This window comes from Chitinophaga sp. 9-1-y (assembly GCF_059511905.2).
The window spans coordinates 6,003,736-6,018,121 of sequence record NZ_CM197955.1; the positions used below are offsets into that span (position 1 = coordinate 6,003,736).

At 44.9% G+C, this 14,386-nt stretch carries 8 protein-coding genes; 7 read left to right on the plus strand and 1 reads right to left on the minus strand.

What is annotated here, in order from left to right; genetic code table 11:
* Positions 1-40: 40 nt before the first annotated feature.
* Positions 41-1,060, minus strand: coding sequence for a substrate-binding domain-containing protein (locus AC5ZC7_RS23605; RefSeq protein WP_496158573.1), 1,020 nt, complete (start codon positions 1,058-1,060; stop codon positions 41-43).
* A 315-nt stretch (positions 1,061-1,375) separates the two neighbouring features.
* Here AC5ZC7_RS23605 and AC5ZC7_RS23610 point away from each other — a divergent pair, with 315 nt between their 5' ends.
* From AC5ZC7_RS23610 to AC5ZC7_RS23640, 7 genes are all read left to right on the plus strand, one after another.
* Positions 1,376-2,251, plus strand: a complete 876-nt coding sequence (locus tag AC5ZC7_RS23610) for a helix-turn-helix domain-containing protein (RefSeq protein WP_496158572.1) — start codon at positions 1,376-1,378, stop codon at positions 2,249-2,251.
* Positions 2,252-2,390: 139 nt separating this feature from the next.
* Positions 2,391-2,978 carry an RNA polymerase sigma factor gene (locus tag AC5ZC7_RS23615; protein WP_477075541.1) on the plus strand — a complete coding sequence of 196 codons (588 nt, stop codon included), beginning with the start codon at positions 2,391-2,393 and terminating at the stop codon, positions 2,976-2,978.
* 115 nt (positions 2,979-3,093) lie between these two features.
* Positions 3,094-4,107, plus strand: a complete 1,014-nt coding sequence (locus AC5ZC7_RS23620; RefSeq protein ID WP_496158571.1) for a FecR domain-containing protein — start codon at positions 3,094-3,096, stop codon at positions 4,105-4,107.
* A gap of 5 nt (positions 4,108-4,112) precedes the next feature.
* Positions 4,113-7,595: a SusC/RagA family TonB-linked outer membrane protein gene (locus tag AC5ZC7_RS23625; RefSeq protein WP_496158570.1), complete on the plus strand. Its 3,483-nt coding sequence runs from the start codon at positions 4,113-4,115 to the stop codon at positions 7,593-7,595.
* A 12-nt stretch (positions 7,596-7,607) separates the two neighbouring features.
* Positions 7,608-9,188, plus strand: coding sequence for a SusD/RagB family nutrient-binding outer membrane lipoprotein (locus AC5ZC7_RS23630; RefSeq protein WP_496158569.1), 1,581 nt, complete (start codon positions 7,608-7,610; stop codon positions 9,186-9,188).
* Between the two features lie 387 nt (positions 9,189-9,575).
* A complete protein-coding gene (locus AC5ZC7_RS23635; RefSeq protein ID WP_496158568.1) occupies positions 9,576-12,689 on the plus strand; it encodes a SusC/RagA family TonB-linked outer membrane protein in 3,114 nt (1,037 codons plus the stop codon).
* 26 nt (positions 12,690-12,715) lie between these two features.
* The gene (locus tag AC5ZC7_RS23640; RefSeq protein ID WP_496158567.1) at positions 12,716-14,347 is read left to right on the plus strand and encodes a SusD/RagB family nutrient-binding outer membrane lipoprotein; all 1,632 of its coding nucleotides are present in this window, start codon (positions 12,716-12,718) and stop codon (positions 14,345-14,347) included.
* Positions 14,348-14,386 lie beyond the last annotated feature (39 nt).

Sequence of the window (14,386 nt, forward strand, 5' to 3'; positions counted from 1 at the left end):
GTTGCCGGCGTTGTCAATAAATTTTATTTACAAATGTGATTTATGTGCGGGAGGAAGATTCCCTGACAATCAGTTCAGGTGCCAATACAATTTGCTGCGTGTGGGCGGAAGGGTGATTTAGTTCACTCATCAACACGTCCACAATGTGTTTTCCGATGGCGTGGATAGGTTGGGAAACACAGGTGATAGAAGGGCTGTGCAGGCGGAACAGATCATGATCATCGAATCCTACGAGGCCAATTTCCTTTCCTATTTTCCATCCCAGGGAGCGGATACTTTCAATGCCGGAGATCCCCAGGTAGTTGGTGGCAAAGAATACGGCATCTATATCTTTTATAGAAGTCAGGAATTTTTTTATTTCATTGTTGAAGCTTTCGCGGTCGAGGTCGAAAGGTAGTCGCTTTACGAGTGATTTATTGAAGGGAATTTTGTGGTCTTTGAGTGCGGCGGTAAAACCGTCGAGGCGGTCTTTCATCTGTGTTTGATCAGAAGCGATGGTAACGATGGCTATTTTTTTATATCCTTGTTTAGCCAGGTGTGCGGTAGCATCGTAGGCGCCTTTGAAGTTGTCGAGTACTACATAATGGCTACTTACATGTGGGAAGTAGCGGTCCATAAGCACCAGTGGTTTGGCAGCGGTTTGGAGCAATTCAATTTCTTTGTCCAGGTTTTTGGTGGGGGTGATGATGTAACCATCTACCTGTCTGTACTTGAGTACTTCCAGTAATCCTTTTGCTTTTTCGGTATTATCTTCTGTGCTGCCGTAGAGTACTTTATAGCCGTATTTATCTGCTTCGTCTTCTACTACTTTGGCGAGTGAAGCGAAGAAGTTATTGGCAATATCTTCCACTATTAAACCGATGGTTTTGGTTTTTCCGGTGCGCAGGCCGCGCGCCAGCTGGTTAGGCTTATATTTAAGCCGGGTCGCAATCTTTTGTATTTTTTTGCTTACCTGTTCACTGATTCTCTTCTCCTTTGCTTTTCCATTTAATACAAAAGATACCGTGGTAGGAGATACTCCGGCTTGCTTTGCAATATCTTTAATAGAGATCCCTTTCATAGAAAATAAAATGCTATATCGATTTAGCCTCGCCTAAATTACAAAATGAAGTTGGAAATTACGTTGTTGTACTAATTATTCCAAGGAACTGCTAAAAACTTATCAGCGGGGTTGTGTCAGTCGTGTATCACATAAATTGGTTATTTTAGAAAGAATGATGTTTTTTTAACCACTTTTCACTAATTTGGCGTCATTCATAGGATGTTCTCAATACTGCTCACCTACACAAATCAGGTTCCACGATGGGGAAATAATCGCTATGGTAATAAAGTATAGGACTGCCACAGTAATATAGTAGCTTAAATTAATACATGAATGAAACCCATCCTTATTAAAGTGGGGGCTTTTGCCGATAACCAGATCACGATAATAGAGAGAAGTGATCCTTATTTTAATACGCCGTTTCACTTCCACCCGGAGTGTGAGCTGGTATATGTTACGGAAAGCCACGGGAAGAGAATAGTGGGTGACAGCATCGAAAGCTTTGAAGAAGGCGACATGGTGTTTCTTGGTCCGCATATACCGCATGTGTGGTATAATGAGGAGGAATATTATAAGGGAGACGACAACCTGAAAGCCAGGTCTGTAGTGATTTATTTCCCTAAAGATATTTTCGGTGAGAAATTTTATGGATTGCCGGAAACGAAGGCGCTCACCGAGCTATTCCATCGTGCCCAGCGGGGTATGAAAATCACCGGCGCCACGCATGAACTGCTGAAGCCGGAGATCCTGGCACTGCCACGAAAAGAAGGGCTCGACAGGATTATCTCCCTGTTACACATCTTAAAAACGTTATCAGAAACACGCGATTGCTATTACCTGGCCAGCACAGGTTATTCACATGCCTACAATGTAAAGGATAACCATAAGATTGACGAAGTTTTCAAATATGTAATGAATAACTTCTCCAAAGAAATATCACTGCAGGATGTAGCCAGCATCACCAATTTATCGCCACAATCATTTTGCCGTTTCTTTAAGAACCGCACTAAAAAATCCTTTGTACAGTTTTTGAATGAAGTACGCATTGGACACGCCTGTAAGCGTTTAACAGAAGAAGACTGGTCTATCGCCGAAATCGCTTATTCCTGCGGGTTTAAGAATCTTTCTAACTTCAACCGTTTCTTTAAGGAAATAGTAGGTAAAACACCGAAAGAATACAAGAACGAATTACGACTGAAGGAAGCATGATAAAAATATAATTATTTTATTATTTGGTTATTTAGTTATTTTAAAAAGTAAGTAACCAAATATGAAATTATCAAAATTTTCTTCTTACATTCAATCTTAGTAATTATCAACCAAAACACTTAATTACTACTGTAATTCAATGTACAGCAGTTATTCAGATAACCAGTTAGTATCGCTGCTTAAAAGCGATGATTGCGCTGCCTTCAATGCCATCTACGACCGCTATAGTAAGCTATTGTATTTATTCATACACAGCAAACTGGATGCGGCAGAGATCAGCAAAGACGTACTGCAGGAGCTCTTTATTTCCTTATGGGAAAAACGGCATTCCTTAGTGCTGAAAGAGTCGCTCAAAGCATACCTGTACCAGGTAGCCCGTCACAAAATCATAGACATTTACCGCAAAAACGCCACGTACCGCAAATACTTGCAGCAACTGATCGAGCATTTCGATGCACAGCCGCATTCTATTACGGAAACCGTGGACAATAAAGCCCGCACCCAGGAACTGTTTGAAGCGATCAACCACTTACCGGAGCGCATGAAAGAAATTTTTATGCTCAGCCGCTTCGAAAATCTGACCGTAGAACAGATATCCACCCATTTAGGGCTGTCTCAACAAACAGTTAAAAACCAGATTACCAAAGCATTAAAGATATTAAGGGCCAACTACGCCAGAACAGACCTTATCATCATTTTGCTTTTCATCTACTTTATTACGGCTTAACCGGTTGGGCGCCGGTATCCGGTGCAAAAACGTTTAACCACGAAAAAAAACAGGCAGGTACAATGGTACCTTTTCCACGTTATTACGACTTAAGAACACATAAAACGCCAACAAGGTGGACACAGAACAGATAAAAATATTGCTGGAGCGATATAATCAGGGGATTTGCTCACCGGAGGAAGCGGCTATTGTAGAACAATGGTTTGAGAATATCAATCGTCATCAGTCCACCTACATAGAAGAAAAAGAGCTTGACCGGGAACTGGATCAGATTAAACTGCAGCTGAACCAGCACATTGCGCCGGCACCGAAAGTGCGCCGGATGAACGCCCGTTACTGGTATGCAGCGGCCGCAGCAGCCGTGTTAATCGCCGCGGGATTGTTCTGGTTTAATCAGCCTGCCAAACAAGCGGGCAGCCCTGCCACAACGCCCACTGCACCACTGGCGGTGAATCAGTCGAACCGCGTGGTGCGCAACGGATTTGTAGAAATTACCACTACCAAAGCACATAAAGAAGATATTACCCTGGAAGATGGCAGTACCATCAGCCTCAATGGCAGCAGCAAAGTGCGCTACCCGGAACATTTCAGCGACAGTAGCCGTACCATTGTCCTGGAAGAAGGAGAGGCTTTCTTTAATGTAGCTACTGACCCGCATAAAAGATTCGTGGTAAATGCCGGAGAACTGGCCACCACCGCTTTGGGCACTTCTTTCAATATCAGGGCCTATTCCAGCGAAAATAAAGTAGTCGTAGCCCTCGTCAGTGGAAAAGTAAAAGTAGATCAATTGAATAAAAGTGGCTCCCTGATCCTGCTTCCCAGCGAACAGCTCAGCTACGACCGTATTTCGCTCAGTATCATTAAAACCAATTTCAATAAACCAGAAGAAATCACCGGTTGGAAACAAGGCTACCTCGTATTCAGAGATGCCCCTTACAGTGAGTTAGTAACAGGTATAGAAAATCGTTATGGTGTTACCGTTATGAATGAAAGCAATAAAAAAGAATGGAATTATACCGGCTCTTTCAAAAATGAAAACCTGAAAGAAGTAATGGATATCATCAGCCTGGCTAAATCACTTTCTTATACCATTAAAAACGATACTGTTTATCTGCAAAATAAAAACTAGTCCATATGAGGGTAAGGCCATGCCTCATGAAATGGTTTGTATCCATGGGGTTGATGCTGACGCTTTTGTTGGCGGGGGGCTTGTACACAACGACTAGTGCTTTTTGGCAAACACCCGACCCGCCCCCGACTGTCGTCACCATCCAGGTAAAAAATAAAAACCTGGAAGACGTAATGACCGAAATTTCGGCAAAAACAGGGCTAAACTTTCATTACGACAAGGCCGATCTAAACCTGAAGAAAAAGATCACGTTAAATTGCACCAAAACACCCATCGACGAAGTGCTCGCGTTAATGTCGGCCCAATCAGGATTAAAGTTTACCCGAATCAACAACAAGATCATTGTAGGCGCAGCAAGTGACAACAAAACCTCACCCACTGTAGATCTGCTGAATCATGTATCACTGGAAAGAGACATAACAGGAATAGTACGCGACAACAAAGGCACGCCCCTTCCTGGAGTAACGGTACAGATTAAACACACGAATAAAGGAACCCAAACAAACGCCGATGCTGGTTTTACTATAAAAGCCAGCACCGGCGATATGCTTGTATTCAGCAGTGTCGGTTTTCTCACCCGTGAAGTATTGGTAGGCACGGAAAATGACCTTAACATACGCCTGCAGGAAAATGTGAAAGCGCTGAATGAGCTGGTAGTAACCGCCTTGGGCCTGCAAAAAAGAGCCAAAGAACTCCCCTACGCCACCCAACAACTGGATGGTGATGACGTACAACTCGTAAAAGATGCCAACGTCATGAATTCCCTGAGTGGTAAAACCGCTGGTGCTACCATTACCCGCAGCGCCTCCGGTATAGGCGGTTCCGTTAGAGTGGTATTACGGGGTAATAAATCAACGCGGGAAAATCAACCATTATACATTGTTGATGGCGTACCCTATGCCAACTACACCCCTTCCCAACCAGCAGATGTATGGGGACAATCCCACAACATCATTGGCGCCGGTGGCAGAGATGGCGGCGATGGCATTTCCAATATCAACCCCGATAACATTGAAAGCATCAGTATCCTGAAAGGTGCTTCTGCCGCTGCTTTATATGGCAGCCAGGCAGCAAATGGCGTCATTCTCATTACTACCAAAAAAGGCAAAGCCGGCAGAAGTAAAATAGATGTTTCCTCGGATTATACCCGCGAAAGCCCTTCCCTCCTACCTTCACTGCAATACCGCTATGCGCAGACAGATCCACCGGGGCCGGACCGTGTAGGTGTTGCCCAACCCGGCTCCCTTGGCAGCTGGGGCAAATCCACCCAGGTGCCCGATCATGTGAAGCATTTTTATAACACCGGTTCCACCTGGACCAACACTATCGCCTTCAGTGGCGGCACCGAAACAGCCCAGAGTTATTTTTCTTACGCCAATACCACCAACAAAGGCATACTGCCCAGCAATAAATTTAACCGGCATACCGTCAACTTCCGCGAAACATTAAAATTGCTGAATGAAAAACTGCTGATGGATGCCAACGTATCATTTACCGCACAAAACACCGAAAACAGGCTCTCTTCCGGTTTATACTACAGCCCTATTTCAGGGCTATATGTATTTCCAAGAGGACAGGATTTCGATTACTATAAAAACAACTTCGAATATTACGACGCCGGCAGAAGTCTTTATTTGCAAAACTGGTGGAATATACGGGCTGACAAAGGCTGGATAGGCCAGGATGATCAACAAAACCCGATATGGGCATTACGCCGCAATATCCGGCTCGACACCCGCTACCGGGGACTGGCCACCTTATCGCTCACCTGGCAGTTAAACGACTGGCTATCCGTAAAAGGACGCGCCAACTTCGATAAATCACTCGATCAGTATGAGCTGGAAGCCTACGCCGGTACACAGATTGTATTGTCCGGCTTAAACGGGCGCTATACGCTGGAAAAAGAATTCAATACCCAGTTGTACGGCGACCTGATGGTAAATGCCAGCCATAAAATAAATAAATGGCTGCACCTGGCGGGCAATTTAGGCGCCAGTATTACAGACACCAAAGCGCATGAACGCGCTTTCAATGGCTCCAATCCCAATGCCAATCCAGGGCTGATTTATCCGAATAAATTTGCCGTTTCCAATATTACCAGTAACTCCATGGATGCACAGCATAGCGTGGATCAAAAACAACTGCAGGCATTATTTGCCAATGTACAGGCAGGATTCAAAAACTTCCTGTTCCTGGATCTGACCGGCCGCAACGACTGGTCCAGCACTTTCGCCTTTACCTCTACTATGAATAAAGGCTACTTCTATTATTCCGCAGGATTGTCGGCGGTATGGAGTGATGTATTTAAAATGCCGGCGCCTATAGACTTCCTGCGGTCGCGGATTTCGTATGCCAGGGTGGGTAATGACATTGCCGCTTATGCCTCCCGTCCGGCGCAGTTTTCGCTGCAAACGGTGGCGGGTGTGAGCCGCGTGGTGTTGAATCAACGGATCCTTTACCCGGGTCTTAACCTGGAACCGGAAGATAACCGGGCCTTTGAAATAGGACTGGAAGCACACCTGCTAAAAAACAGGATCACGGCAGATATTACCTTCTATAAAAATAATAACTACAAACAATACATGGAAGTCCCGGCACCACTGGGCATCAAGTATAACACCTATTACCTGAACCTCGGTAATATCCAGAACCAGGGGCTGGAAGCTACTATAACAGTAATGCCAATACGCAACAAAGCCTTATCCTGGACCAGCACCATTAATTTTGCCACGAATCAAAACAAAATAGTATCGCTCACCAACTCCAGGATTATTGGATCCGACAGCAGCAGCATGTTTGTGCTGACTGATTTTGGTGTGAATATGTTTGGATCTTTCATCCAGGAAGGTGGTTCCTGGGGAGATATTTACTCCAACAAAGAACTGATAAAGGATGGCAACGGCAACTATGTGCTGGATGGTGCAGGTAAACTGCAAACCCGTAATGCATTTAAAAGAGTAGGCAATCCCAACCCCGACTTCACCCTGGGATGGAATAACAGTATAGACTATAAAAATCTTAACCTGAGCTTCCTGATAGATGGACGATTTGGTGGTAAAGTGATGAGCGTTACACAAGCGGTGCTGGATTGGTATGGCGTCAGCGAAGTAAGTGCCCTGGCCCGTGATAATGGTGGCGTAAACATTAAAGCGGTCTACAAAAACGGTACTCCTTTTCCCGGGAAAATTGATGCACAAACGTACTATACCACTATCGGCAGCCGGGCCGGTGTGGGCGAAATGTATATGTATGACGCTACCAATATCCGCTTACGGGAACTGAGCCTGAGTTACCGTATTCCTTTAAAGTGGAAATGGATCCGCAATGTACGTGCGGGCATCATCGGCAGAAACCTGTTCTTTTTTGAACTGCATGCCCCCTTCGATCCAGAAGTATCGATGGGTACAGGTAACGGCCTGCAGGGCGTAGATGTATTTGGATTACCACCTATGCGGAGCGTAGGTATTAATTTAAGATTAGGCATTTAAAAACACCCTCAAATGAAAAACTGGAAGATCATTGCTTTATTTGCCATATGTACATTGATATTCGCGAACGCATGCACGAAGAAGTTTGCCGATATTAATACCAATCCTTACGACTTCAATGAAGATGAACTCAGGGCCGACTTCCGGCTGATGGGGGAACCTTTATCACAGGCACAGCTCAACCTGCTGATTTATAATGACCCTCCAAATGCACAGCTGCAGCAGAACCTGAACGCAGACGTATTTTCCGGTTACATGATGACGCCCACTCCGTTTGAAGGCAATATCAATAACACCAATTATGGATTGTTATATCTCTGGAATAATCATCCCTGGGAAGTGGCTTATGATTTTGTGATGAAGACCTGTGATTTTGCGCAGATGAAGTCCAAAGATACTTTTCCCGATTTCTATGCCTGGGCACAAATCATCAAAGTAGAGGGGATGCATCGGATCAGTGATCTGTATGGTCCTATTATTTATACCCATTATGGAGAAATAAATGGAGAAATGGGTATAGAATACGACTCCCAGCAAAAGGCTTATTATGCCTTTTTTAAAGATTTGGCAGAAGGGATAGATACCCTGACTGCGTATATCAACCGGAAGGCGCCACAGCGTATACAGCCATTTGACCTGGTGTATAAAGGCGACTATACCCAGTGGGTAAAGTTTGCCAATACCTTACGTCTGCGGCTGGCGATACGTATCTCCGGCGTAGATCCCAAAAAGGCACGGGAAGAAGGAGAAGCAGCGCTCAGTCATCCGTTGGGTTTATTGCAATCCGCTCCCGAAGACAATTTCGCCATCGATATTTCCCCGGTTACCCATCCGTTAAATATTATGTGTTATACCTGGGCAGATATACGGATGAGCGCTCCGATGGAATCTATTCTTACCGGTTATAAAGATCCGCGGTTATCCCATTACTTTGTACCTACAGATGATGGTACCAATGTATACCATGGCATCCGCAATGGTATTAAGATTACTGCGAAAGAAGAATACAGCGGGTTTTCACCCTTGGTAAAATTTGACAACCGGATTCTCTTTATGACCACCGCCGAAGCGTATTTCCTCAAAGCCGAAGCAGCGTTAAATGGCTGGAAAGGCGCAGGCAGCGCACAAGCCAATTACGAGGCGGGTATTGCCGCGTCTTTCAAACAATACAACATACCTAACGTTAACCTATATACGAATAATTCTACCAATACCCCGGCGCCTTATGTAGATCCTCAAAATGCAGAAAACAATGTACCTGTTGGCGACAAGCATTTAAGTACCATCACTATTAAATGGAATGATAGCGACGACCGCGACAAAAAGCTGGAACGTATTATTACACAGAAATGGATTGCAGGATTTCCGGAAGGCATGGAAGCATGGAGTGAGTTTCGCCGTACGGGTTATCCTAAATTATTCCCGGTAGTGATCAACAATAGTAATGGTACCATTCCAACCGAAAAATTCATCCGCCGGTTGCCGATGCCGCAGCGGGAAACAAGTACCAACCTCCAGGCAGTAAAACGAGCCATTACTACTTTAAAGGGACCCGATACCGGCGGAACTCCGCTCTGGTGGGACCTTCGCTAATATTTTAAAAAAAGTTAAAAAAAATTTAAAACCCGATAGTACTTTTTATAAGTACACACGACTCCTTTTCTGTAGCGCAACATTTCAGCGCTCATTTAGCTATGCTAGCCTGTAAATCCAGGACGTTATAAAAACAACATTTCATGTAAGAAAAACACAAAAAATACTGCTGTGACTAAACCCGGATGACACGTTGCCACAGGCGATGAGGCTTTGCACGCTCCTACAGACAGGTAGCTAACAGTAACACATATACGAAATCAGGACGCAAAGGATGGTGCACGCCATGCTAACGGCTCCGTATTTTCTAAACAATGCACGTTATCAAAAATGGTCAGTTTAAATCAATTATACAAATCCCATTTATTAACCAAAAAAAAGGCAAGTATGAAAAAAAACCTACGCCTTATGAAAGTGTGTGCTATGACCGGTCTGGCGCTCACTTCCATATTAGCAGACAGCGCATATGTGAAGGCAGCCGGCAATGCGTGGTCGCCCGCATCTTCATTTCGTAGCGCTTATCAGGAAAAGGAAATCAGTGGTACTGTAAAAGATGCCAAAGGAACCTTACTTCCTGGTGTTTCCGTACAAATAAAAGGAACCACGAAAGGAACCCAAACAAATAACCAGGGCGCCTACCAGATAGCCGCCAAATCCGGCGATGTACTGGTATTCAGCTCTATTGGATTTGAGCCAACAGAAGTAGCCGTAGGCAGCAATGCTACTTTGAACATTAAGCTCAACGAAAATGTAAAAGGATTAAATGAGTTGGTAGTAACCGCACTGGGTGTAAAGAAAGCGGCCAAATCACTCACTTACGCCACACAACGTATCGGTAACGAAGAAATCAGCACCGTTAAAGATGCGAACGTAATGAACTCCCTCAATGGTAAAGCACCTGGTATTACTATCAGCAAAAGTAGTTCCGGCGTAGGTGGTTCCGTAAAAGTAACGCTCCGTGGTAGCAAATCTGCACAAAGCTCCAACCAGCCGCTGTACGTAATAGATGGTATCCCGATGACCAACTACAGTACCCAACAACCTAACAACACCTGGGGTGGTAATGGTGATATTGACTATGCTCCTGGTCGCGATGGCGGTGATGGTATCTCTAACCTGAACCCAGACGACATTGAAAGCATGTCTGTATTAAAAGGTGCTTCGGCAGCAGCTTTGTACGGTAGCCAGGCTGCCAATGGTGTGATCCTGATTACTACCAAGAAAGGTAAAGCCGGTTTATCTAAAGTAGATTTCTCCAGCGGTTTAACCCTGGATAAAGTGGCTTACACACCTAAATTTCAAAATTCCTATGGTCCTACCTCAGACGGTGCGCTGCAAAGCTGGGGCCCGGCCATTACCAATGCGCATGATAATACCAAAGACTTCTTCCGCACTGGTAATACCTGGATCAATTCCATCAATTTCTCCGGTGGTACTGAAAGAGCACAAACTTTCATCTCTTATGCCAACACTTCGGCTGAAGGTATCATGCCCGGTAATGATCTGAAACGTCACAACTTTACTTTCAGAGAAACCGGTAAGTTCCTGAACGATAAATTAACATTGGACGGAAATGTGAATATCGTTACACAGAAGCTGGACAATGGCCCGGTATCTGGTTTGTACTTCAACCCACTGACCGGTTTATACCTGTTCCCAAGAGGAGTGGATATTACGCCTTACAAAAACAACTATACGTTGTTCGATAAGACCCGTCAGTTAGATGTGCAGAACTGGGCTTATCTGGAAGATCTGCAGCAAAACCCATGGTGGATCGTTAACAAAAACCCACTTTTCTCTACCCGTAACAGAACACTGGCCAGCATCACAGGCAAATATGACATCAACGATTGGTTGTATGTACAAGCCCGTGGTAATATAGATCGTACCAACGATACTTATGACGCCAACATTTACGCAGGTACCCAGGGTACATTGGCAGGTCCTAATGGCCGTTATATCACGAACAATCAGACAACCACACAAATGTATGGTGACCTGATCGTCAATCTGAACAAGTCTTTCGGTCTGTTCAAATTGAATGCCCTCCTCGGAACCAGCATCAATGATATCAAAACGAAAGGTATTTCCGGAGACTCTTTCGCCGGCGACCTGTATGTGGCGAACTTCTTTACGCTGCAAAACATGAAACCAGGTGGTCAGATTAATACATTGCCAGAAAACCACGAGCAATTACAGGCAGTATTTGGTAACATCAACCTGTCTTTTAAAGACCTGGTATTCCTGGACTTCTCCGGTCGTAATGACTGGTCTTCCAAGCTGGCATTTACACCGAATGTATCTTACTTCTACCCTTCCGTAGGTGCTTCCGTAATGGTACATCAGTTACTGAACTTACCAGAACCTGTTAGCTATGGTAAAGTGCGTTTCTCTTATGCTGACGTAGGTAACTCCGTACCAGTGTATGTAACACACCCGGTAACCCGCTTGGGTACTGTAGGAGGAACATTCTCCTTCAACAACGTGACTCCTTTCTATGACCTGAAACCAGAAAGAACAAAATCACTGGAAGTAGGTACAGAATGGCGTTTCCTGCAGAATAAATTAAGCTTTGACTTTACTTACTACAAAACCAATACCCGCAACCAATATTTCCGGATTGCCGTACCACCTGGAACCGGTTACGCTTTCCGTTTCATCAACGCGGGAAATATTCAGAACTCAGGTGTGGAAATCATGTTGGGGTATAATGTAATTAAAACCAAAACATTCAGCTGGAATACCACCCTTAATTACTCTCAGAATACCAATAAAATCATAGAGCTGGCGCCAAACATTGATCAGTTTGTACTTACCCCGGTAGGCACGAACAGCTTTGGTTCAAACCTGATAAAGGGTGGCTCTTATGGTGATATTTTCGGTAAAAAACTGGTTCGTGATGACCAGGGACGTATCGTGATCGGCGCTGATGGCAAACCTCAGGTAACTGCCAACGAATTCATTGGTAATCCAAATCCAAAATGGCAGGGTGGCTGGAGCAACAACCTGACTTACAAAAATTTCGCCCTGAACTTCCTGGTAGATGGCAAATTTGGTGGTAAAGTAATGTCGCTGACACAAGCAATGCTGGACAAATACGGTGTATCTGCCGAAACTGGCGATGCGCGTAAAAACGGTGGCGTAGTAATCAACGGCTACAATCCTACTACCAAAGAAGCGGTTACTAAAATCGATGCTGCTACCTGGTATGGTACTGTTGCCGGACGTGATGGCGCCAGTGGTGAATACCTGTATGATGGCACCGTAGTCAGACTGCGTGAAGCGTCGCTGGCTTACACTATTCCATCCAGCACACTGGGACATGGTTTTGTGAAAAGCATCCGCGTGAGCCTGATTGGCAGAAACCTCTGGTATATCAGCAAGAAAGCACCATACGACCCTGAAATCACGATGTCTACTGGTAACGGTCTTTCCGGTGTTGACGTATTCAGTTTGCCTGCTACCCGTAGCTATGGCCTGAGCCTGAATGTTGGATTCTAATGATGTTCACCTTTAAATCAAAGCAGATGAAAAAGATCAGATTCAAATTATATTCCCCGTTGGCTGCTGTGCTTTTAGCGGCTGGCATCATGGGCATGAGTGCCTGTACCAAAAACTTTAAAGAATTCAATACAGATAAAACCGGTTTAAGTGATGATGATTTGAAGGCAGACTTTAACTTCATCGGAGGTTATTTTCCGCAGATTCAGTCTTCCATTTACTTCAACTTTGGTAACACCACCGGTGATTACCAGTTGCAGCAGAACCTGAACGCAGATGGCTATTCCGGCTATCTGATGCCTCCGCACGATTTCGTAGGTAACCAAAATAACCTGTCGTACGCGATGATCAGCGGCTGGAACAATTCTACCTTCAACCTGGCCTACAACAACGTAATGGGCCCGATTAATGAGATCAAGCGCAGAGGCGGGCAAATCATTGCTCCTGATTTCTGGGCCATTGCGCTCATCCTGAAAGTAGAAGCCATGCACCGGGTAACTGACGTATATGGACCTATTCCTTACAGCAGCTATGGTAGTGGTGGTACTACTTCTTCTTATGACTCACAGGCTGATATTTACGATCGCTTCTTTAAAGAACTGGATACCGCCAACACTACGCTGAAAGCGTTTGTAGCAGCTAATCCCAGCTTAACACCCTTTGCTAAATTCGACATGGTATATGGTGGCGACTATAAAGAGTGGATTAAGTTTTGTAACTCCTTACGGTTACGCTTGGCCATTCGTATAGCGAGAGTGGATAAGGTTCGCGCAAAAGCAGAAGGCGAAAAAGCCCTGAACCCTGCTGCTGGCGGCCTAATGGAAAATAACGGCGACAACGTACAGGTATCCGGATTTGGTTTGAGACACCCATTATACACTATCATCACTTCCTGGACAGACTGCTCTATGGGCGCTGCGATGGAATCGTTCCTGGTAGGTTATAATGATCCCCGCCTGCCTAAATTCTTTGACCATGCCAGCGGCTATCCTGGCCAATACAAAGGTATCCGCATTGGCGCCGCAGTTAAACCTAAACCAGCTTACCTCGCCTTTTCAGTTCCGGCAGTAGCAGAAACCAAAACGTTCACGAACTACACGCCTATACAGCTGATGGTATGTTCAGAAGTTTTCTTCCTCCGTGCGGAAGCAGCTTTGAGAGGATGGAGCAACGCAGGTGGTACTGCACAACAACTGTATGAAAAAGGCATCACCGCCTCTTTAAGCCAATGGAAAGCAGATCCCATCGCGGTTGCTAATTATGTGAATGACAACACCAGCAAACCGATCGACTACGTAGATCCGTTAAATGCAGCCAACAACGCAGCAGCCACTACTGACCTGACCATTAAATGGAATGAGGCAGACAATTTCCAGAGAAAACTGGAACGCATCATCACCCAGAAATGGATCTCTGGCTTCCCTGAAGGCCAGGAAGCCTGGTCAGAATTCCGCAGAACGGGTTATCCTAAACTGTTTCCTGTAGTGAATAACTACAGCAATGGTGAAGTAGATACCAAAATACAGATCAGAAGATTACCATTCCCTGCTGATGAGTATACTTCTAACAAGGCAGAAGTACAGAAGGCCACTCAACTGCTGTCTAATAAGAAAGACTCTCCCGGAACACCGCTGTGGTGGGATGTGGTAGAACCTTGATCGCAGACAAATTCTTATTTTGAATCGCGTGCATAAAAA

Bases quoted from the DNA above. Each gene is read 5' to 3' on its own strand.
- AC5ZC7_RS23605 (WP_496158573.1), bottom strand. From the start codon at position 1,060: ATGAAAGGGATCTCTATTAAAGATATTGCAAAGCAAGCCGGAGTATCT.
- AC5ZC7_RS23610 (WP_496158572.1), top strand. From the start codon at position 1,376: ATGAAACCCATCCTTATTAAAGTGGGGGCTTTTGCCGATAACCAGATC.
- AC5ZC7_RS23615 (WP_477075541.1), top strand. From the start codon at position 2,391: ATGTACAGCAGTTATTCAGATAACCAGTTAGTATCGCTGCTTAAAAGC.
- AC5ZC7_RS23625 (WP_496158570.1), top strand. From the start codon at position 4,113: ATGAGGGTAAGGCCATGCCTCATGAAATGGTTTGTATCCATGGGGTTG.
- AC5ZC7_RS23630 (WP_496158569.1), top strand. From the start codon at position 7,608: ATGAAAAACTGGAAGATCATTGCTTTATTTGCCATATGTACATTGATA.
- AC5ZC7_RS23635 (WP_496158568.1), top strand. From the start codon at position 9,576: ATGAAAAAAAACCTACGCCTTATGAAAGTGTGTGCTATGACCGGTCTG.
- AC5ZC7_RS23640 (WP_496158567.1), top strand. From the start codon at position 12,716: ATGAAAAAGATCAGATTCAAATTATATTCCCCGTTGGCTGCTGTGCTT.